The sequence below is a fragment of the Microcoleus sp. S13_C3 genome, assembly GCF_036700905.1.
Classification (GTDB): Bacteria; Cyanobacteriota; Cyanobacteriia; order Cyanobacteriales; family Microcoleaceae; genus Microcoleus.
Map to the genome: position 1 here is coordinate 23354 of NZ_JAUBPT010000038.1, position 24697 is coordinate 48050.

Below are 24697 nucleotides of genomic sequence, written 5' to 3' on the forward strand. Positions count from 1 at the left end.
ACTCCCACGGGAACTCCAACCCCCACGGGAACTCCGACTCCCACGGGAACTCCGACTCCCACGGGAACTCCGACTCCGACTCCCACGGGAACTCCAACCCCCACGGGAACTCCGACTCCCACGGGAACTCCGACTCCCACGGGAACTCCGACTCCAACCGGCACTCCGACTCCAACCGGAACTCCGACTCCAACCGGAACTCCGACTCCAACCGGAACTCCGACTCCAACCGGAACTCCGACTCCGACTCCAACGGGAACTCCGACTCCCACGGGAACTCCGACTCCCACGGGAACTCCGACTCCAACCGGAACTCCGACTCCCACGGAAACTCCAACTCCCACCGGAATTCCTGTTGACTCTGACAGCGTTCAAGGGGGCGATGCCGATTGCATTTGCGAACAAATTACCCTACCCGCGATCGGTTCGATTCCGGGCCCGAATTCAGTCGATCGCACTTTCAATGGCACTGACGGCGACGACTTCCTCATCGGCAGCAATCTCAACGACGTTATCAGCGGTTTCAACGGCGACGACGTTCTGCTGGGCGAAAAAGGCAACGACAATATTTACGGGGGACTGCCCACCAATATCCCCCTTGGCCCGAATGCAGACAAAGACTTGCTGTTTGGCGGGAATGGCAATGATTACCTCAGCGGCGCAGGCGGCGACGATCGCATTTTCGGGGGTAAGGGCGATGATGTGGCGATCGGCGGCAAAGACGATGACTTGATTTGGGGCGACAAAGGCAATGACACTCTGGTTGGGGATCAGGGTAACGACTGCTTGTTTGGAGGCAGTTTTGACCCGTTTAGCCTTGACTCGACTGGACGCGATTTGCTCTTTGGCGGTGCTGGCAACGACTTCTTGAATGGGGGAGATGCTGCGGATACTCTAAGCGGCGAAGAGGGCAACGATACTGTTTATGGCGGCAAGGGCAAGGATGTTGTGGTGGGGGGTACTGGAAACGATCTGCTGTTGGGCGATCGCGGCAGTGATAGCATTTGTGGCGACGATGGGGACGATACTATTTTCGGAGACAGTGCGATCGACTTTAACGGCGAGCCAGATTCCCTGTGCGGTGGTGCTGGCAATGATTTGATGTTGGGCAACGGCGGTAGTGACAAGCTATGCGGCGAGGATGGTAACGATACTCTCTATGGCGGTAAAGGCGACGATTGTTTGATTGGGGGTTTGGGCAATGATATTCTCAGCGGCGGCATTGGGCGCGATCGCTTTGTTTTAACAGCAGGTGAAGGCAGCGATATAATTACTGATTTCACAAAAGGTGAAGATTTGCTCGTGTTAGCGGGTGGTCTAACTTTTGGTCAACTTAGTATTACCCAAAACGCTAATGCAGCTTTCATCAGGATTGGTCAGAATGGTCAATTGTTGGCTGCTTTAAATGGAGTGCAAGCTAGTGCGATCGGTCTGAGTGATTTTACCATCTTCGGGTAAGCACTACATAATCCGCCCTGTCTGGCGTGAGTGCCGAGCCTGGTCGAGCGAAGTCCTTCAAATGCTTGCAATCTCGTAGTTTGTAGCTGCGCGCTGCCCTCAAACACTGTATTGGTGCGATCGGCTTTACCCGATCCTACCGACGGGCGATCGGCAATCAACCTAGTTTATTGCCGATCGTCTGTTAACAGAAAAAGATTTAACGATCGCAGGTTTCGAGATTTCAAGCGTTTGAGAGCGTTCTTCACCACGAAGATTCTCTCTGGTATTGCACCAGTTTCTCGTTTCCAGGCTCGGCTTTGTATTTAAACGGGAACCAAAGTCGGTTCCAAAGTTGCCACTAATTTGAGATTGTACTCATCTTCAAAACACGGCTTTTTATAATCCAAACTCCAGAGCTCCAGAGCGCAATCGTCTTCGGGATGGAGCGGTTGCAGCCGCAAATGAAACTCTCGAACTTCCGGGCGGTATTTGCATTTAAAATCAGAAATTGCGCCTATTTGCCGCCTGTCTAAAGCCACAGATAACCGCAGAAAAGGATGCAATTTACTGACGAATTCCCGGTATTTCTTCGGGAGAGCAATAAAGTTTTCGTGCTTCTTTTTGGGAGGATTTTTCCGGTGGTAGCGAGCTAAATTGGCAATTACTTCAATCTCTGTTTCAGTGTAGCCCAATAACTCACCATTGCGAATTAAATAGTAAGAATGCTTGTGGTGCGCTGAATGACTGACGTACAAACCGCAGTTGTGCAGAATTGCAGCAGCCCACAGCAACTCGCGTTCTTCGCTTCCCCAATTGTGTAGAATTCCTTGAGTTTGGTCGAAGAAATTGAGAGTAAATGCTGCGGTTCTTTCGCTTTGTTCTAAATTGACTTGATATTTTTCAGCCATGTGGAGAATGCTGCGCTGGCGGATTGAACCTTGATAGCGTAAGCGGTTTTCAATTAAACCGTGCGCCAGCATCCAGTCAACAATTACGCCTTCTCTCAGAGAGCGATCGCACACAGTCAGCGATTCAATTCCTAATAGTGTCATAGCTTCCTGCAAAATCATTGATCCTGCCAGAATAATTTCCGCCCGCTTGTCCGACATTCCCGGTATTGCCAATCTTTCGGCATAAGAAAGTTTGCGAAAGCGATTGACTAAATCGCGCAAATCTTTTAAACTTAACTGATATCCGGCTAGGGGATTCGGCACTGTTCCCAACTTTTCGCGAGCGTTAATGGCAGCCAGAGTTTCGATGGTTCCAGCAGTGCCAATCAAGCGCAAAGGTTCGCCAGCATTGAAGTGAGAGCGCAATTCGTCGATCGGTCTTTCCAAGGAAATCCGAATATAAGCTTGCAAATAAGTAAACTCCTCCCTACTAATCGGGTCTGTTTTGACAAATTGTCCTGTTAAGCGAACAGCACCAATTTTTGTACTGGTGAGACAGCGAGGCTCAGAACTGTCTCCTAAAATCAACTCCGTAGAACCGCCTCCAATATCAATAATTACCTGCGACTGATTGTTAAACTCCATACCCGAAAGAACACCGAGATAAATTCTCCGCGCTTCTTCTTGACCGGAAATTAAACTCACATTCAGGTCTAATTCGTCAGCAACTTGTTTGAGAAAATCCCGCCCGTTAGGAGCTTCCCGAACCGCACTGGTAGCCACAGCGATAATTTGTTCAGCATTGATAGTTTTAGCAATATCTAGAAAACGGCGCAGAGTGGCGATCGCCCTTTCCATAACCTCGGACTTCAAGCACCCTGTCTTAACATCACAATCACCCAACCGAACCGTATCTTTTTCTCTAGCAATAATCGTAAACGCGGGCAATTTCGGATCGATGCGCGCCACCACCATGTGAAACGAGTTAGTACCCATATCAATAGCAGCAATAATGCGATTTGACTCCGCAGAAGCAAGTGAATTAACCATTGGAGTATCGGGGTAAACAGATATTTATGATTATTTCACGAATCCAGTTAGGCATTCTATTAAATTACAAAAAATCGGGAACTGCTGACTGGGCAAGACTTTCACCTGTTTTAAATTCCGATAGCAGTATGCTCGCCCCCAGAGATAGTAAGTGATTGTGCCTAAAATTTGATAAAATCTAAAGTTAAAAATATCAAATCTAGAATTGAAATGCTTAAAGAGCCCGATCGCCAACCCGAATCCACATTGCTAACCGTCGTGAGGCTTTTGAGATGGGACAAACCAGCAGGAAGGCTCATTTTAATGATTCCAGCCCTCTGGGCCGTCTTTTTAGCAGCCGACGGGAGGCCGCCCGCAGCATTGGTGGGCGTGATTGTGTTGGGAACCCTAGCCACGAGTGCGGCTGGATGCGTCATCAACGACTTGTGGGATCGCGATATCGATCCCGAAGTAGAAAGAACTCGATCGCGCCCCCTAGCATCCCGCGCCCTCACCGTGCAAACTGGAATCGGAGTTGCATTAATTTCCTTTGCTTGCGCGGCGATTCTCGCTTTTTATCTCAATCCTTTAAGCTTCTGGCTGTGCGTGGCCGCCGTACCAGTAATTATCTGCTATCCGCTGGCAAAAAGATTCTTTCCAGTGCCCCAATTAGTGCTATCAATTGCCTGGGGATTTGCAGTTTTAATTAGTTGGAGCGCCGCCGTTGACGAATTAGAATTAGCGACTTGGCTGCTGTGGGGTGCAGTCGTGTTTTGGACGATGGGATTTGATACAGTTTATGCGATGAGCGATCGCGAAGACGATTTGCGTTTGGGGGTGAATTCCAGCGCGATATTTTTCGGGGATAATGCCGCTAATGCAGTGGGTTTTTTCTTTGTTGGTACTGTCGGTTTGCTAGCGGCAATGGGAATTAATCTGCACTTGCACATTGGTTTTTGGATGGCAATTAGTGCGGCGGCGATTTTGTGGCTTTTGCAGTACAGTCAACTCCGAAATGCGGATATTCCTAAGCTTGTTTACGGTCAAATCTTCCGCCAAAATGTTTGGGTGGGGTTTGTCATATTGGCGGGGATGATTGTTGGGGAGATTTTTTAACGAGTAGAGCTGACAATCCCCGCCAAGACTAGCGATCGCTCTTGCATATAACTCTCTAAGCAACTGCAAAATCTGTAAAAGTACCGTCTTGTGAATGATGAAAAGCAAGTACTATTTCGTTTGGAGAAACCTCTGCTATTAACAGTTAGTTAGCGATTCCTTCTGATGTCCAGTCTTCTTCAACAGACTTATTTCCAACCCCCACCCTGCTAAACCCGACTTTTTCCAACTCAAGGGGGCGACAAAAGTGCCGACTTTTCTAGACTGACAAATTTTGGCTTCCGTGACATCATGTAAATAGGTTAAGTTAATCAAGTAAAAAAACGGAGTTAATCAATGCGTTTTGGATTTTTGAGTTTTGGTTTACTGGTTCTCTCAGGAGCGATAATTGCCGTAGATGTCGCACCTTCTCTAGCAGCAGCAAGCGCCCAAACAAACAGAGAGTTGTCAGAGTCGCAGGCACAAGAGCGATCGCAGCAGCTAATTGCCTGTAGCTGCACTCCCTCAAGCTGTAGTTGTAGTAGCCGTCCTAGCCGCCGTCGTAGATAGGATAATTAGCAGCTATCGAGTGACTGCTGTTTTTAGATAGTTGAGGATTGGGTATAAAAGAATAGTCTTTTTTCAGTCTAATCCTCTGTTTGTATAACTTAATTGGTAGATCGATTCACCAACAAACTTGCTTGCTGCTACTAAGCTTTATTAACGAGGAATACTCCAAATCCTAACAGAACTATCTGGACTGCCACTAGCAAGAGTCTGCCCATCGGGGCTAAAAGCAACAGAATAAACCCAATTTGAATGTCCGGTCAGAGTTTGCAATAATTCGCCAGTACGCAGATTCCAAAGTCTAATGGAGTTGTCATAACTGCCACTTGCAAGAGTTTGCCCATCCGGGCTGATAGCAAGACACCAAACCGAGCTCAGATGTCCAGTAAGAGTGCGCTGCAATTCCCCTGTTTTTGGATTCCACAGTTTAATACTATTTTCAGCACTACCGTTAACTTCGTTCTTGCCACTACTGCTAACAAGGGTTTGACCGTCAGGACTAAAAGCGACAGACAAAACTTGCGCTGAATGTCCTTTAAGAGTGCGGATTAATTTCCTACTATTCAGACTCCACAACTTAATAGTCAGATCGTCACTACCGCTAGCAAGGGTTTTGCCATCAGGATTAAAAGCGACCGAAGTAACGTGGTTAGTGTGTCCGTAAAAAGTATAAAGCAGCTCTCCTGTATTAACACGCCACAGTTTGATTGTTTTGTCATGGCTGCCACTAGCAACGGTCAGACCATCAGGGCTAAAAGCAATCGATCTAACATCGCTAGAATGACCTTTGAGGGTGCCCAAAAGCATCCCACTATCTAGATTCCACAACTTAATTGTTGTGTCCTTCTCATTTTTCGCATCCTCCTCCAGTTGCGGCCCGGTAGCCAGCAATTTTCCATTCGGACTGATCGCAACTGACCAAAGCTTTGATGAAGCTCTAGATAGTTTTTTAATGACTTTCCCTGTACGCCAATTGTAAAGTTCGATCGGTTCATCGTAACTACCTCTGACAAGGGTCTGTCCGTCAGGGCTAAAAGCAACTGAGGTGACTGCATCAAAGAATTCCGAACCTCCTTTCAAGGTGTTGATTAGAGAAAGATTTTTTAAAGGTGCAGGAGATTGACCTTGTAAAGGAACAAATTTAGGTAAAATTAATACACTGACGCAGGCAAATGCTGTTATTCCAATTCCGACTAATGCTTTCTTAGTTTTAGCAAATGACTTCAGCCACTTTCTTTCAGTATTCAGCGGGCTAATTCCCTGTAACTCAGTCGGAGGCAGTGCCGACAACCCTTCTGCACCAGGGCATTCAATCTTAGCTATAGCGTGTAAAATTGCTTCGGGATTTTTCGGTCTATTCTTGGGATAGAAAGCCATCAGCTCATCAATTAAATCTGCCAGCAATCCCGAAATTTGTGGTGCTTTATCTCGCCAAATCACCTCTTCATATACCTCGTCTTCAAGGTCAGGTGGATCTTTTCCTGTTAAAAGAAAGACAAAGGTGCGTCCCAAGGCGTAGAAATCAGATTGAGGCAGCGCTTTGCCGTTTTTTTGCTCGAACGGGGCGTAGCCTGGTGTATATATCTTTGTAACTTTCCTCTCATTTTCGTCTGCAATTTTTGCAAGGTAAGTGTTTGTCACCATCCGGACTGCTCCAAAGTCGATTAATACCAGTAGACCATCAGGTTTCAATATGATATTTGCTGGCTTAATATCTCGGTGAAAATAATGCTGCTGATGCAAGTAAGCTAGAATATTTACCAGTTGCTTTAACCAGTTAATTGCTTGTTCTTGGCTGATGGGTTGATAATCTCTCTCCTTTAGCCACTGCTGCAAATTATGACCGTAAATTTTCTCCATCACTAGACAGTAAAGCGTGTTTTCTCCTTGTTGATATAGAAAATATCCGTCGGGTTCTACTTTAGGAATTCCTGGATGATCTAGTCGTATTAAGACATTAGCCTCTCGCTCTAACATGGATACTGCTATTTGTTTTTCCTGCAAGTTTGAGCAATTATCAAAATGCAGAACTTTGAGAATTTTTGGCGTCCCTTGCTCCTCAACAATATCAAAGATTATTCCAAATCCTCCGCGAGTATCCAAATCTAACTCTTGCACAATACGATAGCGATTTTGAAGTATCGATCCAGGCTGAAGCATGGCAGATAAAATATGCTTTATTTCAACTCTTCGGACAGTTTTCGATCGCCAAAAGCGTAGGATTGGGATTTCAGGGCGATCGAGAACGAGGGCAACCCTAACAAAGCACACTATAGGCTTTCGGGAAAATCAAGAATTTCAGACTACGACCTAAAAACTGTCTGGTCTATTGTTATTTGTTACATACAATAATGATTAATAACATATTTCCTAATTACAGGCTGTAGCCTAAACGAGTCTTGACCGATTTCGGTTTCGATCAGCGATCGCCAACTTAATGACTCCAAAGCATTCATTAATGTTGAGCTAGATATATCTGACGAAATTTCCGATCGCAATTGATTAAAGTCAACAGATTTGTTAAGTATAGCTAATTGACACATTACTTTTATTTCTAAATCAGTTACACGTTCAAACATCTGGGATAAAACTGCCTCTATTTGACCTCCTATAAAAACCGTACCTGTTCTGAGAAAATCAGAAGTTTTACCAGCAAATAAAGTGATAATTGTTGCTGAAATCATCCATAGTGCTAAAGGATTTCCTTCGTACCTTTCAATAAAATCATTCCATTCTTTTTCTTTTATTAACCCTCGTTCGAGAAGAATTTGCTGTGCGGGTTCATTTTTCAAGCCACTCACTTTATGAGAGCGAACAAGGCGAGTTCGATTTTCTAATAATGAAATGTCGATAGATTTTTCTGAAGTTGTCAATACCAAGCAGCTTTTATGGTTCAATTCACCTACTTTTTTGAAAAATCTACCGTAATCCTGATATCCGTCTCGATATTTGCCAGCCAACAAACCTGTTTCCATAATTGTCTCGACTCCATCAATTATTACCAAACATCGGTGCGCGTTTAAACACTCGATCGCTCGCGAGATGGCATCAGAGGGTGTTTCTGGTAAATTTGTTTCCTGTTCGCCACTGATAAATCGGATGATGTCTTTGAGGACGGTATGTATGGGTGGAGTGCGATCGAGACTTCGCCAGATAATGAAATCAAAATCATTTTGAATTTTTTGTGCCAGTTTGACAGACAGAGACGTTTTGCCAATTCCCCCCATGCCCAACAGTGCCACCAGCCGGCAGCGGTCTGTTACAATCCACTGCTTCAGTGCGGTCAATTCTTCTGTACGTCCGTAGAAAACAGAGACATCAGGGGCTTCCCCCCAATCTTGTCGAGAACGGGCGATCGCTGATTCTGGCAATTTTTCGGGCAGCGGGAGAGTTGGTGGGGAGCGATCGTCTTCTGCAAGTATATTCTTAAAGCTTTTTTTCCTAACCTCTTTCCCCAGTGCAGATGACAGCAGTCGCCAGAATGCGGAACCTAACTCCTTAGCATAACTCAGATTGCAGTTACATTCATTGGCAATTTGCTCGTAAGTCTTATCTTCCAGTGCCTTACGAAATATATCTTTTTGCAGATCGGTTGGGGATTTCCCAGCCTGAGCAAGAAAAGATGCCTCTGCAAGTTCTAACGCAGTGTCAACGTTCATATTTGGGAGTTATGCAAAAACCATCCTTCAGTATAACCCATTTTCCGATCGCCCTACTTTTTCCAACTCTTGCCGGCGAACTCAGCCAAAACCGACTTTTCTCGACAAAATTGAGCTGTGAAACAACCCACTTTACAAGACTGAAAAATTATTGGTTTTGAAACAACATGGTAAATGTCAAGGAAATCGATGAAAACAGGAGTAACGATTGTGCCTTTACCGACAACCGAGCAACAGTGGGATTTACAAACTGGAGATGGCTGGCAATTTGATGATGATTCCAGTACAGGCGGTAAGCTTACCAATATCAAAGAAGCCTCACCAGAGGTGAAACAACTCTCTAGAGAGTTGTCTCAAAAATTGGTTGGATTCTCCGCCACAATGACTGCTGGTTATGCCTATATTAATCGGGATGTGTTGATGAAGATTACCAAACCAATACTCATAGGAATCGCCGGATTTGTTTCTATCGGTGTCGCTGCCTTACCCATAAGTGCTGCACTGCTCAACGAGACAGCAGCAACCAACAAAACGCAGAAGCAAAGCAGCCCGCCACAGCTATTGGCTCAGGGAAATTCTTGTATTAGGGGTGCTACAGTTTCACCAGCCTTCACTGCCAGAACATCTTCTGGCCCAGTCAACATTCGTTCGGGGCCTTCTTTAAGCGCATCAGTTGTGGGAACATTGCCCGGAAATCAAACTTTTCGCTTTGACGGGTGGGCTCACGGCGATACTGTAATGGATGCAGGATTTAACCCTCCGCGACCCGATGCCCGGTGGTATAAATTGGAGGGTCAAAATCGTTGGGTTGCCAGTGCCGTAGTCGTTGGCAATGCACCTAACTCTACCCCAACCTGCACACCTTCTGGCGGCGGCTATTTTAACAATTTAGCCTCTTGGAATGACTCGCAGTGGGAGAATGCCATCAACAGTGCTAGCGCCCTCAACTCCATCAACAATAATCCCAATTCAGACCTCGGACGCATCTACAGAGATTTATCCAATGATTTATTTGGTCGGTATTTTCCACTAACAGGAGCCTACATTTCTGATGACTATTTCAGAGCAACAGGCGGTCGTTTAGGCTTTCACGGAGGCATAGATATCGGTACCCCAGTAGGTACTGAAGTTAAGTCTATGGTAGACGGAACTGTTGTCATTGCCCAGCGCAATTCTAATGGCAGCACAAATCAGGATGGAATTCTCACGATTAAAGCTGCCAACGGTACTAACTACATCTATATGCACTTGAGTGAAATTAGAGTCACTCAGAATCAGCAGGTAAGAAAAGGCGCAGTCCTCGGAAAAACAGGCGCTATGGGAGGAGGCAGACCCAACGCATTTGCCCCTCATTTGCACTATGAAGTTGCGCGGCCTGATTTTCCGTGGGGTTCTTTACAAAGACCTGCTGCAACTACTAAAGATCAGTTTCGCCAACGCACTTTCAACCCCCTGAAAAATTACTGGGAATTAAGGCGTCGCTAAAAACTAAAACAGCCTGAAAAATTTCATTAACTTAATTTTTTTCCGGCTGTTTTAGGCATCGCACTTCAGCAATCAACCACAAATAACTCTATGGTCAAAACCTTGTATCAGCTTGCTGCCCTATCTGTAGCCCTTATCCAATTTACCGCTGAAATTGCCCTCAGCAATCCACAGCAACCTGTCAATTCCCAATACCCCATCGTATCCCAACCGGATGCCGCACCGCCAATTTGCTATATGCAAACAACAGGGGGCCTAACTTTGGACCTGAGCAATATGTGCAAAAAAGCAACTCGAAAACCAGCCGTTAATTCTGAAAATAGCTCTCCCCAATTAGAGCCGCAAACACCTCAGAATCCAACGCTTGGTGAATCTCCATTAGGACTGATGTCATATCCGCGTTAATCAGCGTCCATCTGCGGTTAAAAAAGAGCGATCGCCCTTTCTAACAATTCAGAAGGGCGATCGCTCTCTCTTAAATTTACTCTTTTTGAGTCTCCAACAAAGCTCATTCATCCACTAAATTCCAGAAATCCTCGGACTTCATTCCTCCCTCTTCTTTCAAACTTTGCCGAGATTTATCCAAAATTTGATTGAATTTTGGATTGTTAGCCAACAAAAAACGCTCCAGAGATTCAGGATCTTTAATTAAAGTCATTGCCGCTACTGGTTGACCATTTTCAGTAATTAAAATTGGCTCTCCGCGATCGGCACTCAAGTAATCAGCAAATTTTGCTATAATTTCAGCTAAAGAAACTATTTTCATGATTCAGTCTGCTCTGTTCCTATGAATAACTGATTGCCAACTTTTACCCCAATTCCCAAGATATAAACCTCATAGGTATCAAGGTTAGTCTCGTAAAACACTCGGAACCGATTAAGGAGGCCCAAATCGCAACTCCCAAGTAGCACCTAGTTCAGAAGGTTCCACTAGCGGTTTGCGGTTGCGCGTTTCTACCTCTGGTTCATAGCTTAACTGCTCCTCTATTGTAGTGCGGATTAATGAATAATACTTCCGGTCGATCGCTGCAAGATGCTGGAATACTGGCCGTGTAAAGATAATTTCAAACTTCTGTTGAGGTGTCATGCTTAGTTAAGGTCATTATCATTCATATTAGACCAAAAGGGAGCTCGCCCATAATTCATCAAACAAGCGATCGCCCTTCCTGCATCCGCGTTAATCAGCGTCGATCTGCGGTAAAAAAAGAGCGATCGGCCTTCTAGTAATTCAGAAGGGATCTCGCTTCTACTTGTAGCATGGAATAACCGCTTGCATATCTCAATTTTCATGACCAACCCCATCCAGCAAGAAGCCCGCCAAATTCTAGACACTCTCGCCTTTACCCCCTTCGATCGGTGCCATCCCCTCAGCCACGACTTCGACACAATTCCTGCTAGAGTTGGTTTGTACGCCTTTCGACATCGCATTCAAGGATTACTCTACATCGGCAAAGCCAAGAACCTCCGCGATCGACTGCGAGGCGGTCACAAAGCCTTCCTGTGGGGCTGGCTCGATCGCTACGATCCTGATGATGTGAGGATCGCCTTCGTTACCCTCAACCAATGGCAAAAACCAGGGTTATTATATGAATTAGAAACCCTGATCCTTCAAGCTACAAATCCTCCCTACAACGTTAAAATCCCCAGAGAACAATGACTCAAACACTTAAGATCCAACACTTGCCACCAGAAGCTATTCATTCGCTGATGACTTATTTACCTGACTATGTGAAAGTCGCTTTGATGGCAAAAGCTACGCAGCTAGAATGTTCTCTGGAAGCTGCGATCGAAATGGCAATTGCTAGTTTTCTCGACTCAGAAGCTTTCAGCTTTGAAGATTGCCTATTATCGCAACGTCTTAAGGAATCAGAATTGGTAGAATTTCCTCAAAGTAAATAGGTGCGATCGCCCGTTTTACAATCAAAAGAGGGATCGCCCTTCTTACATCCGCGTTAATCAGCGTCCATCTGCGGTTAAAAAAGAGCGATCGCCATTCTTAGGATAATTCAGAAGGGCGATCGCCCGTTTTACGATCGAAAGAGCGATCGCCCGTTTTACGATCGAAAGAGCGATCGCCCCGCTCCCATTTGCTATAATCTCAAGTAGTATCTCATTTACCAACAGCCATCGACATGACGGATGAAGAGCTGAAGCAACTAATAGAAAGCAACGCTAGGGCAACTCAAGCTATGTTAGATAACATGGCAGAAGCAAGACTCGAACGACAGGAACTTCGAGAAGGAATGGTACAACTACAAAATGCTGTCGTGCAATTGATTAACGTTCAGTCAGGAATTGCTAACTTACTTACTTCTCTAGATGAAGATCGTCCCACTGTTCTGAGAAAGCTAACCACAATTGAAAACAAACTGGATCGACTTCTAGGACAAGAAAATGCTCAGTAAGTAAAAGAGGGAGATTCGTTAGTCAACAAGATCGATCGCCCTTCTTACATCTGCGTTAATCTGCGTCCATCTGCGGTTAAAAAAGAGCGATCGCCCTTTCTAATAATTCAAAAAGGCGATCGCCCGTTTTATGCTCAATCATGGCGATCGCCCGTTTTATAATCAATCATGGCGATAGCTCAAAATCTTTCCCATTCACAACCAATGAATCCAGCCGCACAAAAACTTCCAGATTTGACAGGACAAACCTTATCAGAAGTGATCGCCATACTGGAGAGTTACGGCTTCCAATTTCAAACCAGCACAAAAGGTGGCTATCAAAGCTTTGAACACCCAGATGGTAGTATAATTAATATTAGACCAAATGGTGAAATAGTCCGTACAGGGCCAAAGATACGCGGGACGGAGGGCCAAACTTACCGTCGTAGATACAATAGAGATGGAAATCAAATAAAATTTGAACCAGGGGCTAAGACACATAATACCGGAGAAAAAGTGATTCTATGACAACCGCGATCGCACTCAACCTCAAAACCTTTTTAGAAGACTTAAAAAGTGCCGATTTAGTAGGAGTTTCACTCCGCCCTCAAAATCTTGGCTTGCGTTTAGACTTCACCTTTGGGCCCGAAGCGGGAGATGTAGCGATCGAGTTCGATCGCATTCTTCACCTAATAATTTCTCGCCCCATCAATTCCGATGATGAAAATTACTGTTTTTGGGTAGGAGAAGTCGAACTCATAAAGCTTGAAGAAAAGGCTGAAACTTTCTTATCTTCCCTGTCCTATCCTTTCAATTTTCCTCCTAATCTCGATTTATCTGCTTTGAGTCATTTTCGGTTGGAAGGGGATATTTTTATTGAAATAATTTGCGAATATTATAAAATTTTTCAGGAAGTTAAAAATTAATTCCTATTTTTTAAGCTTTATGAATCAAAAGAGCGAGATCCCTTCTTGCATCTGCGCTAATCTGCGTCCATCTGCGGTAAAAAAAGAGCGAGATCTCTTTCTCAGTCACATTCAGAAGGGCGCTCGCTTCTGCTAAATTTATGATATAATTACCCATCAGTTACAGCTAGACTTGCCCACTTCTTTTGATATAAAGGAGTAAAGCCCGTGAAAATAGAAGAATTACTGCAAAGAAAAGGAATTATTCACCGCGATCCAGAAATTATGAGCGGTGTCCCTGTATTTGTCGGCAGCCGCGTCCCCTTAAAGACTTTTTTCGACTACCTGGAAGGTGAAAGCGGTTTCGCAGAATTTATTAATGATTTTCCTTACCTAGAAAGTCAGGCAATTAAAGTGCTAGAAAATCTAACTAAAATGATGCTCTCGCTAGAAAATCCTTCAAATGCTTATACTGCTTGATGAAAATCTTTTGAGTCAAAAACTCAAGCAACCTTTCTTAGACGAAGGTCATTCAATCAGCAATGTTTATGACATGGGGTGGAGAGGGCTAAAAGACAGGGAAATTCTGGAGAGATCGGAGAATCATCCTTTTGATGTTTTTATCACTGCTGATAAAAATCTTCCCTATCAACAAAATCTCGCAAGTCGTGTTATTACAATTGTGGTCTTAGATTCTAGCAGTACGAGGCCCGACCATCTGGTACCTTTGATGAGACAAGTTAGCACTATGATATCGTCGCTGCCAGCAGGTTCGGCAGTTCGCATAAATGATGCTGGGGATGTTGTTTGCATTAGTCCTTGATCGATCGCCCTTCTTACATCTGCGTTAATCTGCGTCCATCTGCGGTTAAAAAAGAACGATCGCCCTTTCTCGGCCAGATTCAGAAGGGATCTAGCCCATTTTATAATCAATCATGACGATCGCTCCTACCAGTGCTCATGCACCCCATCCAAAACCCAACTTCCCTGAACTATGTCATCAGGTAACATCCTAGCTGTCACAGATGTTCTCAATTTCCTTGTCAGTGGAATCGATAAAACTACCCTCGAAACAGAACTTACTGCTTCGGGTTGGATATCCACTCCAGCTAGATGAGGCTCAAAAAGCGGTGCGGGTACAATTTGGACAAGCCCAAACACTCAATACAGTGTCAGAATTATGACTCAACCTGATGGTTCATCCTATGCTCGTGTTTACAATGGCCCAGGAGGAGGTGCACCCGCAGAACAACCCCTAAACGCATCAGGAAAACCCGGAAGTCGTGGAGACACCCACTTTATTCTGCTCCCTTAACCGCATTTATTCGTCAGATTATGAACTTTCAACAAATTTGGCAACAATACGATTTTACCGAATCAGAATTGCTATCGATGGGGTGGCAATTTCCCTATGATTATGTCCTCAATCTCAACTACTATTGGCAGATCAATTCAACTAATTCTACTTCTGAAGTTGCTACCAATGACCAATTTATAAACATTATCCTCAAAACCTGCATTCGACTTGACGTACAACTCAACCCAAATCCTGATGAGTTAAATCAAAAGCCTCCGAACCTCGGCACAATCGTCGGCTGGGGACAAGTTACTCATTCTCCTTGGTTAGAAAATCTATCCCTTTCTCCTAATGAGTGGCTGCATCTGTTATTTGAAATTGGTGGAAATAATAAAATAGAAGTTGTTTGTCGATCGCTAGTTGTCGAACAATTGGTCAAACAACGCTTAGCACTCAGTTCATAAAACGAGATAAATACAGCCTTTTCCCATTTTTGGCGTTTGTGCGAATTGTTTAAACGTTTCTTCTGCCGCGACAAGAAAGCGATCGGAAGCATCCATATTATTTTCCGCAATGTAAGTGGCTAATTCAATCAAATCACGGATAACTTGCGGACGTTTTTGGATCGAGGTCATTTTTCTCCCTGCAACCCCTGATTCTGGGAAATACGCGATCGCACAGCTTGACGAATCTCCATCCAATCTTCCTCCGTCATCGCGGTAGGATTTCCCGATTCCAAACCCTCTAATAACATCGCTTCCAAACGTTCTGAAGCTTTACGTTTTTGGTCTTGGCGAATTAACTCACGGAAATACTCGCTAGCTGTACTATAACCACCTTGGGCTACCTGTGCTTCTATATAAGTTCGCATTGAGTCAGGTAGAGAAATATTCATGCTTGTCACTGGTATTACTTACCTCATTTAACTCGTTATCTTATTATGGCAGATTTTGCCATTTTTTGTCAAGCCTCACACAACCTGTAATTTTGTAATAAAAAATTGGGAAGATAGATCGCCCTTGATCGACCAGACTCAAAAAGGATCTCGCTCATCATTCATCAATCATGGCGAGATCCCTTCCGTTTGTGCATTCAACTAACAAAAAATTGTCATTTCAGTCAATTCTTGCTAAAATAATTACCAAAAACTATTCTGATTAGTCAATGAGCGACATCTCTATCAGCTTGCCAGATGACTTACTCACATACGTCAATCAAAAAGCGCCTAACCAAGCGTGCTTTGATTGAATCTCTCTTAAAAGAATGGCGAAAACAACAAGAAAACCAAGCTTTAGCAGAAGCTTGCAAGCTAATTGACGAATTAGATTTAGGATGGGATGACGAATGGCAAGCTCAAGCCATTACCGACTGGGAAGCATCCCGATAGCTAGATTCGATCCGTCAATAGGAACAGAAATACGCAAAACGCTGCCTGCCTTAGTCATTTCTGGTACGCTGTTAGCCTAAAATCTATACGGTACATCTCACACAAGTAAACATGGCAAAACTGCCCATAGAAATTGCCGAAACCATCTGGAGCCTAAAACGGCAATTATTGGATATTATCGACGATGCTACAGAAGCTGAATACACTCTATTTGAGCAATTTGGAGAAACAGACAGAACAATTGACTATTTAGATCAGCTAAAAAGTGTCGCACAGCAAGCCGATGAGCGGTTTTCCCAGTTTTCCCTATTGCAACGACGCTTGGCTAATGCACAACCCACAGCAACTTCTGATATGCTAAGATTAATGACAGAAGTAATTGCTTATACCCAAGCCAGACTTCCCGCCTGGGAACGCAGCATTCAAGAAATTAAGATTGAGTGGAAATTATGATGAACGAACCAGGATATATGCCACATCCAGATGTCGATCGACGACTCCTCGCTAACTTACGTCGCAGTCGCTTGGAAATGGAAGAATTAGGTTGCAAATTAGAAGAAGTTATTGCCAAATTAGACGAAGATCATCGACAAATTCAACAAAAACGGTTACAAATACTTCTCAACAGTCAGTAGTTATATAGATGTTGAGAAATAAATGTTGAGAACATTAATACAGGCGATAGTTCTTTCTAAGGATAATTCTGAAAGGATCTCGCTCAATTATCACCTATAATTCCGATAGCTCCCTCTTTCAGAGATTGGAGATATACATCTTGAAGCCTTCCCAATTTTTTGGGATCGGTTGCTTCTCAATTGTCGTAATAATAACTGGCTTAATCATAGAAGCTTTTAAAAGCCCAGCCGATCGCCAATCTGTGATAATAATATCACCGACTTTCGGGCTACTGCTAACTTGACTGGTGATACCCATCAGAGTGCGATCGGGATATTCTGCATTATAAACGTCAGAACTAATCACAACTGCTGGACGTTTTTTATTGGTAGTTTGATCGGTAAAAGGAAACGGAACTAAAACCACCTCACCAAAATTATAACTCATCATACTCCGCGTCCTCTGGGTTATCCCAAATTTTAGCAAAAACTGCTTCTGAGAGTTGAGTTGCAGTATAAACGAGAAGACGATCTTCACTTCGCGTTAAAAGGAAATCCATAAAATCTTCTAATACCGTAATTTTATCGGGCGGTAAACTACGGATTTTTTCCATCAGCTTTGTTTCCGGGTTGGGGGCGACACTCATGTTATCTCTCACTTGTTAATGTTAAATCAGCATACCTTGTAAAAATACTAGGAAACTTCAGGAAGTTATTTGGCTCACCAACTGTTTTGAGGAAACCACTATTTATCTGATAACATACATTTGTATATAGTGCTCAAAAACTATCAAGTATTAATAACGCCATATTCACTCCACAACTATGAAAAAAATCATCATTGGCATCATGGGCCCTGGCGATAGTGCCACATCAACCGACTTAGAAAACGCCTATCAACTCGGACAACTCATCGCCGAAGAAGGATGGATATTGCTAACTGGCGGCAGAAATGTCGGCGTCATGGATGCCGCCAACAAAGGAGCAAAATCAGCTAACGGTTTAACAATCGGCATCCTTCCGGGAAATGACACTCGCGGCATTTCTGAATCTGTAGATATTGCCATTGTCACCGATATGGGAAACGCCAGAAATAACATTAACGTTCTTTCTTCAGATGTAATAATTGCCTGCGGTATGGGCACGGGCACAGCTTCGGAAATTGCCCTCGCCCTCAAAGCTAACAAACAAGTTATATTGTTAAATCACAGCGCCGAAAGTCAAGTTTTTTTTAAAGGTTTAGCACAATTTAACATCTTTGTGGTAAACAATGCTGTAGAAGCTATGAATCAAGCTCGCGAAATCCTAGTAAATTCAAGATGAAATCCAAGATGAGAGTAAGCAAATTCAACTTTTGTGCGATCGGCATTTTTCTGACGTTGGGAATTTTCGTCACTACAAAAGCAGACGGAAGAATTGCACAGTTAAGTTTCAGCAACAAATCTACTCAAAAATTAGCACAAACCCTTCCTCCTCCTCCCCCTTCCGCACAGCCTGTTACCGAACAAGAAGCGCCACCTATTCGCAGCGAATCCGTGCCGGATCAAATAGCTTTAGCAACCCATTTGCAGACCATCAAAGCTAAAATGTACGGTGCTTACTGGTGTCCTCACTGTCACACGCAACAAGAACTTTTCGGCAAAGAAGCATTTACCGCCATTACTTACATTGAGTGCGATCCCAGAGGCAAAGATGCTCAACCCGATTTGTGCAAAGCTGCCAATATTAAAGCTTATCCCACTTGGGAAATTCGGGGCAAATATTACACGGGCAGGCAATCTTTGGAAAAACTGGCTATTTTATCCGGTTATAAAGGTAGCAGCAATTTTGGGCCACAACTTCCCTCTCCTTAAGAATATCTAAATTAGTTCGCACTCGCCCACTAAGAAACCGGGTTTTTGAACCGAGATTGACGGTTTTCAGCAATTATTTTGGTTAAAAACCCGGTTTCTCGCCACCCGTGCGTCCATGACTATAAATGTAAAGTGCTGATGGCGCACCTAAAATTATGATTTTTATGAATCCAACTTCTGAATAATATGAATTGACATGACAGTAAGCTGGTTATTTAATTGTAATTAGGCGGACAGATATATGTCAATTTCAGACTAGCAGTTATTCAGGAGACTGAAGCGATGCAGTTACAATTTAGCAATAAACAAATAATCTGGACCAGTTTGCTATGCTTTTCGGCAATTGCATTTCCCCTAACAAGCCAAGCTATAACAGTACAAGAAGTACCGAATCCCCGTCAAGTAAATAACACTTGGGTAACGGACAAGGCCAACATTCTCAGCGACAGCACCGAAACTCAGCTAAATCAAATGATTTCGGACTTAGAGGCGAAAAACGGCTCAGAAATCGCTGTTGTGACAGTGCCAGATACTAAACCATCTGCGACCCCAAAAGCATTTGCTACAGAATTATTTAACTTTTGGGGGATTGGCAAAAAAGGTAAAAATAACGGAGTTTTATTGTTGATTTCGTCGGGGGAACGCCGCGTTCAGATTGAAACAGGTTCTGGCATTCAAAGCATTTTACCCGATGCGAAGGTAGTGGGAATTATTAAAACCGAAATTACGCCCCGATTTAAACAGCAGGACTTTGACGGGGGCACATTAGCGGGGACAAAGGCGTTAGTAAATGTTTTACAAACTCCGACGGTAAATGCTCAATCTCAAACCACCCTGCCTTTGGCTCCAATCGTACCATCTCAAGGGCTGAAACCGTCACCAATACCTAGTCAATCGCCAGTTATTAGCAATAGTACCTCCACCGGTGAAGATTCATCGAATTTAATCTATGGCTTACTTGGGTTGTTATTCATAGCATTCATAGCATTTATACCTTGCTTCATTATCTTCAGGATATTTCGCAGCTTATTTTCTCGGATATCTCGTTACCGCCACCGCCGTTATCCGCGCAATTACAGCAGTAACAATCGCAACTACGGCAGTCACACTCCCAATTACAGCAGTAACAATCGCAATTACAGCAGCATTAACAGCCACAACTATTACGGTGGGGGTGGCGACTACAGCAGTAACAGTAGCAACGATGATTGCGGTGGCTACTACACCAGTAATAGCAGCGACTACACTATTAGCAACAGCGACTGCGGGGGTAGCTTTGGCGGTGGCGACTCCAGCGGTGGCGGTGGCGGTGGCGACTACACTATTAGCAACAGCGACTGCGGGGGTAGCTTTGGCGGTGGCGACTCCAGCGGTGGCGGTGCCGGTGGCGACTACAGCATTAGCAGTAGCGATTATTGCGGTGGCGGCGACTACAGCAGCAGCAGTAGCAGTAGCAGTAGCGACTACAGCAGCAGCAGTAGCAGTAGCAGTAGCGACTACAGCAGTAGCAGCAGTAGCAGCAGTAGCGACTACAGCAGTAGCAGTAGTAGCGACTCTAGTAGTGGGGGTGGCGGTGGGGATTGGTAATTCGGGAAGAGAGGCAAAAACCGAGTTTTTTTAGCAGAAATTAGTCCCCCTCTGCGGGGACTTTGTTTGTTTAATTGCCGTTTCAACCGCCGAATAATCGAGAGGTAGTTAACTAAAATACTCTTCAACAATTTTCAAAATCCGCGAGGCTGCCAAACCGTCACCAAAGGGATTAATTGCCATTGCCATTGCATTGTATGCTTCGGAATTGCTCAGCAATTCTGCCGCTGCTGTGAAAATTATATCAGAATTAGTACCTACAAGTTTAGCGGTGCCTGCGGAAATTGCCTCTGGTCTTTCTGTGGTTTCTCGTAATACTAAAACTGGCTTTCCCAAACTCGGTGCTTCTTCTTGCAAGCCGCCGGAATCTGTGAGGATTAAATGACATCTCTGAATCGCTCCTACTAATTCTGCGTAATCTAAAGGTTCAGTTAAAAAGACTCTCGGATGGTTGCCCAAAAGAGCTTGCAAAGGTTCTCTGACTGTGGGATTTCGATGTAGAGGTAAGAGCAATGCTGTATCTGGAAACTTATCTAAGATTTGGAGAAATGCGTGAGCAATTCCTGCTAAAGGTTCTCCCCAATTTTCGCGGCGGTGAACAGTTGCTAAGATTGTACGATATTTGCTCCAATCTAAGTTAGGAATGTTGCATTCGGGTTGGCGTTTGGCGACAGAAAGCAAAGCATCGATTACTGTGTTGCCTGTACGGTGAATTTCTCCCAAAACGCCCGATCGCCCTAAATTCTCCGCAGCCAGCGCTGTCGGGGCAAAATGCAGCCTTGTGAGCTGAGATATCAACCGTCGGTTAGCCTCTTCGGGGTAAGGATTGAACACGTCGTCTGTCCGCAATCCGGCTTCTACGTGACCTACGGGTATTTTCTGGTAAAATGCCGCCAAAGCAGCGGCAAACGCTGTGGTTGTATCGCCCTGAACTAAGACGATTTCGGGCTGCAATTCTTTAAACAAGGCTTCCAAACCCTGCAAACTCCGAGATGTAATATCTGTCAAGGTTTGCTGGTGCTGCATAATTGCTAAATCCCGATCGGCTTTTAGATCGAACATTCGCATTACTTGTTCGACCATTTCTCGGTGCTGACCGGTTAAAATTACTTGGGTGTCAAAGGTTGGCGAACTTTTGAACTGTTGAATTACTGGGGCTAGTTTAATCGCTTCCGGGCGAGTTCCTAAGACGATGCAAACGCGGTGTGTGGCTTCGGACATGGTAAAATTGGGTAGTTGAGATTTGCGAGGCTCTTAAAGGCTGAATATTTTATAGCAGGTTTGAATCGTTGGTTAACAAGATTTATTTTTTTAGGAACCGCAGAGGGCGCAGAGGGCGCAGAGGAGAGATAGAAAGTGGTTTGACGTTGGGTGGGGGCGGGTTTTTGAGATTGTGAGTTTTAGCCAATTATTGTTGGTGAAACCCGCCCCTACAGGATTATTGATATTAGTACATTTTTGTTAATTGCTTATGCCCTATCGTTACATTCTATTTTACAAACCTTATGATGTTTTAACTCAATTCACTGACAACTCTAGTGAGACTAAACGCAGCACTCTCAAAGACTATATTCCTATTCCTAACATTTATGCAGTAGGAAGGCTCGATCGCGATAGTGAAGGTTTGTTGCTGCTAACCGATGATGGACAAATGCAGCACCGCCTCAGTGACCCGAAATTCGCTCATCCCCGCACTTACTGGGTGCAAGTTGAACGAGTTCCTGATGCAAGTGCGATCGCAGCTTTGCAGACAGGTGTCACAATTCAAGATTATCGGACTCGATCGGCAAAAGTGCAATTATTGTTAGAAGAACCCCCTTTGCCTCCCCGCGAACCGCCGATTAGATTTCGCAAAAACGTGCCGACAGCTTGGCTGGAAATGACTCTCACAGAAGGCCGCAACCGCCAAGTCCGCAGGATGACCGCAGCAGTGGGGTTTCCGACGCTGCGGCTAGTCAGATGTGCGATCGGGCATTTGCGTCTGGAAGGCCTCAAACCCGGTGAATGGCGCGAACTAACTCAAGCCGATTTGAGATTTTAGATTTGAGATTTTAGATTGGAGAATTACAGTCAACAGTCAACAGTCAACAGTCAACCGTCAACAGTCAACAGTCAACCGTCAACTACTTTCGAGGCGGCAAAATAAAACTCTCGTTTCCATCCTTATCTTTTTGCACCTGAGCTCCCAGCTTGACAAGAGCTTGTTTGGCCCTTTGACGCACCAACTTATCAGTTGTTTGAGCATAAACCGTGTTCCAAGCAGTAAACCGCACCGGCACGCTATCGGGATCTCGGCGCAAATACTCAGCAGTGGCTCGAAACATCTGCGCCAATGAAGCCCCTGACGGGTTTTTTTCCACCCAATCAGCGGCCATTTCGTGAGAGTGAATTGACTCGGGAATATCCCCCAACAGCAGCAACTCATCAATACCTTTAGTGCGCCACACTATCCACGATTGGGAATGAATTTGTGGCGAAAGGGAAAGAGCGCTCGTACCGCGCTCTATAAACTGAACAGCAGTTTCAGGCTTTCCCTGATAAAAAGAAATAGCTGTGGAAAGAAACAGGTAGATGTCAGCCCACCTCGGGTCGCGCTGCGTAACTATGTCAAAATAATCTTGGCTCAGATTGTAGCCCGTCACATCTCGCGCTTCGTCGTCGCCAAAATACTGCAAAAATTTGATAAATGTCCAATCGGCAATTAAATTGTCAAACCCAAAACTAGGGATAGTTTTGAGCATTTTTAGCCGCAGGGCTTCTTGCTGCGCCTCTTGCTGTGCGGCTTGCTTGAACTGGGCAGCAGACATTGCAGAGAGCGGCTTTTGCCCCTGAACACGAACTGGGGACATTCCGCCCAACTGCCCGCTCGACTGCATGGCGACGACCCCCGCCAGCGCTGCTAGACCGATAGCTCCATTAAGGAGCAGGCTCAACCACTTACGCGAAAATTGTTCGATTTTAGCTTCCACGGCACTTTATAAATCCAAGTTTTAAATTAAGTTTATTGAAAGAGAGTAATAATTGGTTGGCGATCGACTATGAATCTCGTTAAACTGTCAAAAGGGATGGTGTAGCCTCCACACAATAGTTTAAGTAGTAGTGTGAGATTTTTTAGCAATATAAAATCTCAAATCAAAAATCTAAAATCGAATTGAGCCAAATTCAATGAATCAAGCCCGCAGACGCTTTTCTAAATTACAGGCAGCCCTGTTCACTGGGGCGATGGCAACAACCGCTTCGATATCTTTACTCGTTCCCGGGCTGAGTCAATCAGTCCGCGCCGAGCTTCAAGATAGCCCCAAAGCTGTCTTAGACGAAGCTTGGCAAATTGTGAACCGAGATTATGTTGATGGCAGCTTTAACAAGACTGACTGGCAAGTGACCCGCCAAGAACTGCTGAGCAAAAACTATACCTCTCGCGAAGCTGCCTACACCGCCCTCCGCAAAGCCCTAGAGAAATTAAACGACCCCTACACGCGCTTCATGGACCCGAAGCAGTACGAAGCGCTGACGAATCAAACCTCTGGGGAACTGACAGGGGTGGGGATGAGGCTGGAAGAAGACGAGAAAACGAAAGCGATTACTGTAGTCGAGCCGATGGAAAATTCCCCGGCCCTGAAGGCAGGGATTCAAGCGGGCGATAGGATTTTGGTGATTGACGGCAAAGCTACCAAAGGCATGACTGTCTCGGATGCTGCTCAGGTAATTCGGGGGGCTGAAGGCACGAAAGTCACGCTGCGGATTGCTCGTGAGGGCAAAAGCGAATTTGACATCACTCTGACTAGGGCGAGAATTGAGGTAGCAGCGGTTCGCTACAGCCTCAAGAAAGAAGGCGGTCAGAATGTGGGTTACATCCGTTTGCAAGAGTTTAGCTCCCACGCGGGCGAACAAATGCAGGGGGCGATTAAAAAGCTCTCGGATCAGAAAGCTGACGCTTTTGTTTTGGATTTGCGGGGCAATCCCGGCGGGTTGCTGCGAGTGAGCATTGATATCGCTCGGATGTGGATGGATACAGGGGCGATCGTCCGCACAGTCGATCGGGCGGGCGATTCTCAGGAAATGCGCGCCAACCGCACTGCAATCACTAACAAGCCTTTGGTGGTGCTGGTGGACGACAACTCAGCCAGCGCCAGCGAGATTTTGGCCGGTGCTCTGAAGGATAATAAGCGCGCAACTGTGATGGGCGGTCAAACTTTTGGCAAAGCTTTGGTGCAGTCGGTGCATTCTTTGGCTGACGGTTCGGGATTGGCGGTGACGATCGCTCACTACTATACTCCTAACGGTACGGATATCAGCCACAAGGGCGTTACTCCCGATGTTAAAGTCGAAGTCACTAACGAACAAAAGCTGAAATTAGCTAACAAACCGACGTTAGTTGCGACTAAGGACGATCCTTGCTACGCGCAGGCGATCGCACTTTTGAAAACTACCGCTTCGTCGGCGCGTCCCGTGGCCGCTAATGAGGTTGTTGTTCCTAAAAAGTAGTTGAAACCGTCAGTCCTTAA

35 protein-coding genes are annotated in these 24697 nt (G+C 45.0%); 22 read left to right on the forward strand and 13 right to left on the reverse strand.

What is annotated here, in order from left to right:
- The coding region (locus QUA16_RS12965) for a calcium-binding protein (protein ID WP_333106334.1) at positions 1-1458 on the forward strand (1458 nt) is incomplete at its 5' end.
- A gap of 30 nt (positions 1459-1488) precedes the next feature.
- Positions 1489-1767, forward strand: a complete 279-nt coding sequence (locus QUA16_RS12970) for a hypothetical protein (protein WP_333106333.1) — start codon at positions 1489-1491, stop codon at positions 1765-1767.
- On the opposite strand, the gene QUA16_RS12975 is transcribed toward QUA16_RS12970, so the two are convergent.
- Complete coding sequence (locus tag QUA16_RS12975) at positions 1764-3380, reverse strand: Ppx/GppA phosphatase family protein (protein WP_333106332.1); 1617 nt, start codon at positions 3378-3380, stop codon at positions 1764-1766. The genes QUA16_RS12970 and QUA16_RS12975 overlap by 4 nt on opposite strands.
- A 210-nt stretch (positions 3381-3590) precedes the next feature.
- On the opposite strand from QUA16_RS12975, the gene QUA16_RS12980 reads away from it, so the two are divergent.
- Positions 3591-4475 (forward strand): 4-hydroxybenzoate solanesyltransferase, encoded by an 885-nt coding sequence (locus QUA16_RS12980; protein WP_333106331.1) that lies wholly within the window; start codon positions 3591-3593, stop codon positions 4473-4475.
- Between the two features lie 336 nt (positions 4476-4811).
- Positions 4812-5024 (forward strand): hypothetical protein, encoded by a 213-nt coding sequence (locus QUA16_RS12985; protein WP_333106330.1) that lies wholly within the window; start codon positions 4812-4814, stop codon positions 5022-5024.
- A 150-nt stretch (positions 5025-5174) separates the two neighbouring features.
- On the opposite strand, the gene QUA16_RS12990 is transcribed toward QUA16_RS12985, so the two are convergent.
- A complete protein-coding gene (locus tag QUA16_RS12990; RefSeq protein ID WP_333106329.1) occupies positions 5175-7181 on the reverse strand; it encodes a serine/threonine-protein kinase in 2007 nt (668 codons plus the stop codon).
- A gap of 179 nt (positions 7182-7360) precedes the next feature.
- A complete protein-coding gene (locus tag QUA16_RS12995) occupies positions 7361-8680 on the reverse strand; it encodes an NB-ARC domain-containing protein (RefSeq protein ID WP_333106328.1) in 1320 nt (439 codons plus the stop codon).
- 189 nt (positions 8681-8869) lie between these two features.
- On the opposite strand from QUA16_RS12995, the gene QUA16_RS13000 reads away from it, so the two are divergent.
- Both QUA16_RS13000 and QUA16_RS13005 read left to right on the forward strand, forming a co-directional pair.
- On the forward strand, positions 8870-10165 hold the full coding sequence (locus QUA16_RS13000; protein WP_333106327.1) for a peptidoglycan DD-metalloendopeptidase family protein: 1296 nt from the start codon (positions 8870-8872) through the stop codon (positions 10163-10165).
- A 90-nt stretch (positions 10166-10255) separates the two neighbouring features.
- Positions 10256-10570 carry a hypothetical protein gene (locus QUA16_RS13005; RefSeq protein ID WP_333106326.1) on the forward strand — a complete coding sequence of 105 codons (315 nt, stop codon included), beginning with the start codon at positions 10256-10258 and terminating at the stop codon, positions 10568-10570.
- A 103-nt stretch (positions 10571-10673) separates the two neighbouring features.
- Here QUA16_RS13005 and QUA16_RS13010 read toward each other — a convergent pair whose 3' ends face one another.
- The 3 genes from QUA16_RS13010 to QUA16_RS13020 all read right to left on the reverse strand — a co-directional run bounded on the left by QUA16_RS13010 (position 10674) and on the right by QUA16_RS13020 (position 11455).
- Positions 10674-10931 carry a type II toxin-antitoxin system Phd/YefM family antitoxin gene (locus tag QUA16_RS13010; RefSeq protein ID WP_333106325.1) on the reverse strand — a complete coding sequence of 86 codons (258 nt, stop codon included), beginning with the start codon at positions 10929-10931 and terminating at the stop codon, positions 10674-10676.
- Positions 10932-11042: 111 nt separating this feature from the next.
- Positions 11043-11252: a hypothetical protein gene (locus tag QUA16_RS13015; protein WP_333106324.1), complete on the reverse strand. Its 210-nt coding sequence runs from the start codon at positions 11250-11252 to the stop codon at positions 11043-11045.
- 2 nt (positions 11253-11254) lie between these two features.
- Positions 11255-11455, reverse strand: a complete 201-nt coding sequence (locus QUA16_RS13020; RefSeq protein ID WP_333106323.1) for a hypothetical protein — start codon at positions 11453-11455, stop codon at positions 11255-11257.
- Between QUA16_RS13020 and QUA16_RS13025 the strand changes: the two genes are divergently transcribed.
- Positions 11454-11822 carry a GIY-YIG nuclease family protein gene (locus QUA16_RS13025; protein WP_333106322.1) on the forward strand — a complete coding sequence of 123 codons (369 nt, stop codon included), beginning with the start codon at positions 11454-11456 and terminating at the stop codon, positions 11820-11822. The genes QUA16_RS13020 and QUA16_RS13025 overlap by 2 nt on opposite strands.
- Complete coding sequence (locus QUA16_RS13030; RefSeq protein WP_333106321.1) at positions 11819-12064, forward strand: hypothetical protein; 246 nt, start codon at positions 11819-11821, stop codon at positions 12062-12064. The genes QUA16_RS13025 and QUA16_RS13030 overlap by 4 nt, the downstream gene beginning before the upstream one ends.
- Before the next feature lie 57 nt (positions 12065-12121).
- Here the strand turns inward: QUA16_RS13030 and QUA16_RS13035 are convergent, their stop codons facing one another.
- Positions 12122-12286 carry a hypothetical protein gene (locus QUA16_RS13035; protein ID WP_333106320.1) on the reverse strand — a complete coding sequence of 55 codons (165 nt, stop codon included), beginning with the start codon at positions 12284-12286 and terminating at the stop codon, positions 12122-12124.
- Between the two features lie 11 nt (positions 12287-12297).
- On the opposite strand from QUA16_RS13035, the gene QUA16_RS13040 reads away from it, so the two are divergent.
- From QUA16_RS13040 to QUA16_RS13065, 6 genes are all read left to right on the forward strand, one after another.
- Positions 12298-12570 (forward strand): hypothetical protein, encoded by a 273-nt coding sequence (locus tag QUA16_RS13040; protein WP_333106319.1) that lies wholly within the window; start codon positions 12298-12300, stop codon positions 12568-12570.
- A gap of 168 nt (positions 12571-12738) precedes the next feature.
- Positions 12739-13077 (forward strand): PASTA domain-containing protein, encoded by a 339-nt coding sequence (locus QUA16_RS13045; RefSeq protein WP_333106317.1) that lies wholly within the window; start codon positions 12739-12741, stop codon positions 13075-13077.
- On the forward strand, positions 13074-13475 hold the full coding sequence (locus QUA16_RS13050) for a hypothetical protein (protein ID WP_333106315.1): 402 nt from the start codon (positions 13074-13076) through the stop codon (positions 13473-13475). The genes QUA16_RS13045 and QUA16_RS13050 overlap by 4 nt, the downstream gene beginning before the upstream one ends.
- A 207-nt stretch (positions 13476-13682) precedes the next feature.
- Positions 13683-13934: a DUF433 domain-containing protein gene (locus QUA16_RS13055; protein ID WP_332957339.1), complete on the forward strand. Its 252-nt coding sequence runs from the start codon at positions 13683-13685 to the stop codon at positions 13932-13934.
- On the forward strand, positions 13918-14277 hold the full coding sequence (locus tag QUA16_RS13060; protein ID WP_333106314.1) for a DUF5615 family PIN-like protein: 360 nt from the start codon (positions 13918-13920) through the stop codon (positions 14275-14277). The genes QUA16_RS13055 and QUA16_RS13060 overlap by 17 nt, the downstream gene beginning before the upstream one ends.
- Positions 14278-14789: 512 nt before the next feature.
- On the forward strand, positions 14790-15215 hold the full coding sequence (locus QUA16_RS13065; protein ID WP_333106313.1) for a hypothetical protein: 426 nt from the start codon (positions 14790-14792) through the stop codon (positions 15213-15215).
- Here QUA16_RS13065 and QUA16_RS13070 read toward each other — a convergent pair.
- Positions 15210-15386 carry a type II toxin-antitoxin system RelE/ParE family toxin gene (locus QUA16_RS13070; protein ID WP_333106312.1) on the reverse strand — a complete coding sequence of 59 codons (177 nt, stop codon included), beginning with the start codon at positions 15384-15386 and terminating at the stop codon, positions 15210-15212. The two genes, QUA16_RS13065 and QUA16_RS13070, sit on opposite strands and share 6 nt — an antisense overlap.
- Entirely contained in the window at positions 15383-15646 is a 264-nt protein-coding gene (locus QUA16_RS13075; protein WP_333106311.1) for a type II toxin-antitoxin system ParD family antitoxin, read from the reverse strand. Before QUA16_RS13075 ends, QUA16_RS13070 begins: the two co-directional genes overlap by 4 nt.
- Positions 15647-15943: 297 nt before the next feature.
- Here QUA16_RS13075 and QUA16_RS13080 point away from each other — a divergent pair, with 297 nt between their 5' ends.
- The 3 genes from QUA16_RS13080 (at position 15944) to QUA16_RS13090 (ending at position 16773) form a co-directional block, all read left to right on the forward strand.
- Positions 15944-16138: a hypothetical protein gene (locus QUA16_RS13080; protein WP_333106310.1), complete on the forward strand. Its 195-nt coding sequence runs from the start codon at positions 15944-15946 to the stop codon at positions 16136-16138.
- A 111-nt stretch (positions 16139-16249) separates the two neighbouring features.
- Positions 16250-16591: a hypothetical protein gene (locus tag QUA16_RS13085; RefSeq protein WP_333106309.1), complete on the forward strand. Its 342-nt coding sequence runs from the start codon at positions 16250-16252 to the stop codon at positions 16589-16591.
- Positions 16588-16773 carry a hypothetical protein gene (locus QUA16_RS13090; protein WP_333106308.1) on the forward strand — a complete coding sequence of 62 codons (186 nt, stop codon included), beginning with the start codon at positions 16588-16590 and terminating at the stop codon, positions 16771-16773. The genes QUA16_RS13085 and QUA16_RS13090 overlap by 4 nt, the downstream gene beginning before the upstream one ends.
- Positions 16774-16891: 118 nt before the next feature.
- Here the strand turns inward: QUA16_RS13090 and QUA16_RS13095 are convergent, their stop codons facing one another.
- Entirely contained in the window at positions 16892-17203 is a 312-nt protein-coding gene (locus tag QUA16_RS13095; protein WP_333106306.1) for a type II toxin-antitoxin system PemK/MazF family toxin, read from the reverse strand.
- A complete protein-coding gene (locus QUA16_RS13100) occupies positions 17190-17399 on the reverse strand; it encodes a toxin-antitoxin system, antitoxin component, Xre family protein (protein ID WP_333106305.1) in 210 nt (69 codons plus the stop codon). Before QUA16_RS13100 ends, QUA16_RS13095 begins: the two co-directional genes overlap by 14 nt.
- A gap of 178 nt (positions 17400-17577) precedes the next feature.
- On the opposite strand from QUA16_RS13100, the gene QUA16_RS13105 reads away from it, so the two are divergent.
- The 3 genes from QUA16_RS13105 to QUA16_RS13115 all read left to right on the forward strand — a co-directional run bounded on the left by QUA16_RS13105 (position 17578) and on the right by QUA16_RS13115 (position 20192).
- Entirely contained in the window at positions 17578-18075 is a 498-nt protein-coding gene (locus QUA16_RS13105) for a TIGR00725 family protein (RefSeq protein ID WP_333106304.1), read from the forward strand.
- Positions 18076-18083: 8 nt separating this feature from the next.
- The gene (locus tag QUA16_RS13110) at positions 18084-18605 is read left to right on the forward strand and encodes a hypothetical protein (protein ID WP_333106303.1); all 522 of its coding nucleotides are present in this window, start codon (positions 18084-18086) and stop codon (positions 18603-18605) included.
- A gap of 282 nt (positions 18606-18887) precedes the next feature.
- A complete protein-coding gene (locus QUA16_RS13115) occupies positions 18888-20192 on the forward strand; it encodes a TPM domain-containing protein (protein WP_333106302.1) in 1305 nt (434 codons plus the stop codon).
- A 108-nt stretch (positions 20193-20300) separates the two neighbouring features.
- Here QUA16_RS13115 and wecB read toward each other — a convergent pair whose 3' ends face one another.
- Positions 20301-21413 carry a non-hydrolyzing UDP-N-acetylglucosamine 2-epimerase gene (gene wecB / locus QUA16_RS13120; protein ID WP_333106301.1) on the reverse strand — a complete coding sequence of 371 codons (1113 nt, stop codon included), beginning with the start codon at positions 21411-21413 and terminating at the stop codon, positions 20301-20303.
- 250 nt (positions 21414-21663) lie between these two features.
- Here wecB and QUA16_RS13125 point away from each other — a divergent pair, with 250 nt between their 5' ends.
- Complete coding sequence (locus tag QUA16_RS13125; RefSeq protein WP_333106298.1) at positions 21664-22233, forward strand: pseudouridine synthase; 570 nt, start codon at positions 21664-21666, stop codon at positions 22231-22233.
- An 82-nt stretch (positions 22234-22315) separates the two neighbouring features.
- On the opposite strand, the gene QUA16_RS13130 is transcribed toward QUA16_RS13125, so the two are convergent.
- Positions 22316-23161, reverse strand: a complete 846-nt coding sequence (locus QUA16_RS13130) for a hypothetical protein (RefSeq protein ID WP_333106297.1) — start codon at positions 23159-23161, stop codon at positions 22316-22318.
- A 196-nt stretch (positions 23162-23357) separates the two neighbouring features.
- Between QUA16_RS13130 and ctpB the strand changes: the two genes are divergently transcribed.
- Positions 23358-24677, forward strand: a complete 1320-nt coding sequence (ctpB, locus tag QUA16_RS13135; protein WP_333106295.1) for a carboxyl-terminal processing protease CtpB — start codon at positions 23358-23360, stop codon at positions 24675-24677.
- Positions 24678-24697: the final 20 nt, after the last annotated feature.

Excerpts from the sequence above, each read along its gene's own strand:
- QUA16_RS12975 (WP_333106332.1), bottom strand. The coding sequence starts at position 3,380 with ATGGTTAATTCACTTGCTTCTGCGGAGTCAAATCGCATTATTGCTGCT.
- QUA16_RS12980 (WP_333106331.1), top strand. The coding sequence starts at position 3,591 with ATGCTTAAAGAGCCCGATCGCCAACCCGAATCCACATTGCTAACCGTC.
- QUA16_RS12985 (WP_333106330.1), top strand. The coding sequence starts at position 4,812 with ATGCGTTTTGGATTTTTGAGTTTTGGTTTACTGGTTCTCTCAGGAGCG.
- QUA16_RS12990 (WP_333106329.1), bottom strand. The coding sequence starts at position 7,181 with ATGCTTCAGCCTGGATCGATACTTCAAAATCGCTATCGTATTGTGCAA.
- QUA16_RS12995 (WP_333106328.1), bottom strand. The coding sequence starts at position 8,680 with ATGAACGTTGACACTGCGTTAGAACTTGCAGAGGCATCTTTTCTTGCT.
- QUA16_RS13000 (WP_333106327.1), top strand. The coding sequence starts at position 8,870 with ATGAAAACAGGAGTAACGATTGTGCCTTTACCGACAACCGAGCAACAG.
- QUA16_RS13005 (WP_333106326.1), top strand. The coding sequence starts at position 10,256 with ATGGTCAAAACCTTGTATCAGCTTGCTGCCCTATCTGTAGCCCTTATC.
- QUA16_RS13010 (WP_333106325.1), bottom strand. The coding sequence starts at position 10,931 with ATGAAAATAGTTTCTTTAGCTGAAATTATAGCAAAATTTGCTGATTAC.
- QUA16_RS13015 (WP_333106324.1), bottom strand. The coding sequence starts at position 11,252 with ATGACACCTCAACAGAAGTTTGAAATTATCTTTACACGGCCAGTATTC.
- QUA16_RS13025 (WP_333106322.1), top strand. The coding sequence starts at position 11,454 with ATGACCAACCCCATCCAGCAAGAAGCCCGCCAAATTCTAGACACTCTC.
- QUA16_RS13020 (WP_333106323.1), bottom strand. The coding sequence starts at position 11,455 with ATGAAAATTGAGATATGCAAGCGGTTATTCCATGCTACAAGTAGAAGC.
- QUA16_RS13030 (WP_333106321.1), top strand. The coding sequence starts at position 11,819 with ATGACTCAAACACTTAAGATCCAACACTTGCCACCAGAAGCTATTCAT.
- QUA16_RS13040 (WP_333106319.1), top strand. The coding sequence starts at position 12,298 with ATGACGGATGAAGAGCTGAAGCAACTAATAGAAAGCAACGCTAGGGCA.
- QUA16_RS13045 (WP_333106317.1), top strand. The coding sequence starts at position 12,739 with ATGGCGATAGCTCAAAATCTTTCCCATTCACAACCAATGAATCCAGCC.
- QUA16_RS13050 (WP_333106315.1), top strand. The coding sequence starts at position 13,074 with ATGACAACCGCGATCGCACTCAACCTCAAAACCTTTTTAGAAGACTTA.
- QUA16_RS13060 (WP_333106314.1), top strand. The coding sequence starts at position 13,918 with ATGCTTATACTGCTTGATGAAAATCTTTTGAGTCAAAAACTCAAGCAA.
- QUA16_RS13065 (WP_333106313.1), top strand. The coding sequence starts at position 14,790 with ATGAACTTTCAACAAATTTGGCAACAATACGATTTTACCGAATCAGAA.
- QUA16_RS13070 (WP_333106312.1), bottom strand. The coding sequence starts at position 15,386 with ATGACCTCGATCCAAAAACGTCCGCAAGTTATCCGTGATTTGATTGAA.
- QUA16_RS13075 (WP_333106311.1), bottom strand. The coding sequence starts at position 15,646 with ATGAATATTTCTCTACCTGACTCAATGCGAACTTATATAGAAGCACAG.
- QUA16_RS13080 (WP_333106310.1), top strand. The coding sequence starts at position 15,944 with ATGACTTACTCACATACGTCAATCAAAAAGCGCCTAACCAAGCGTGCT.
- QUA16_RS13085 (WP_333106309.1), top strand. The coding sequence starts at position 16,250 with ATGGCAAAACTGCCCATAGAAATTGCCGAAACCATCTGGAGCCTAAAA.
- QUA16_RS13090 (WP_333106308.1), top strand. The coding sequence starts at position 16,588 with ATGATGAACGAACCAGGATATATGCCACATCCAGATGTCGATCGACGA.
- QUA16_RS13095 (WP_333106306.1), bottom strand. The coding sequence starts at position 17,203 with ATGATGAGTTATAATTTTGGTGAGGTGGTTTTAGTTCCGTTTCCTTTT.
- QUA16_RS13100 (WP_333106305.1), bottom strand. The coding sequence starts at position 17,399 with ATGAGTGTCGCCCCCAACCCGGAAACAAAGCTGATGGAAAAAATCCGT.
- QUA16_RS13105 (WP_333106304.1), top strand. The coding sequence starts at position 17,578 with ATGAAAAAAATCATCATTGGCATCATGGGCCCTGGCGATAGTGCCACA.
- QUA16_RS13110 (WP_333106303.1), top strand. The coding sequence starts at position 18,084 with ATGAGAGTAAGCAAATTCAACTTTTGTGCGATCGGCATTTTTCTGACG.
- QUA16_RS13115 (WP_333106302.1), top strand. The coding sequence starts at position 18,888 with ATGCAGTTACAATTTAGCAATAAACAAATAATCTGGACCAGTTTGCTA.
- wecB (WP_333106301.1), bottom strand. The coding sequence starts at position 21,413 with ATGTCCGAAGCCACACACCGCGTTTGCATCGTCTTAGGAACTCGCCCG.
- QUA16_RS13125 (WP_333106298.1), top strand. The coding sequence starts at position 21,664 with ATGCCCTATCGTTACATTCTATTTTACAAACCTTATGATGTTTTAACT.
- ctpB (WP_333106295.1), top strand. The coding sequence starts at position 23,358 with ATGAATCAAGCCCGCAGACGCTTTTCTAAATTACAGGCAGCCCTGTTC.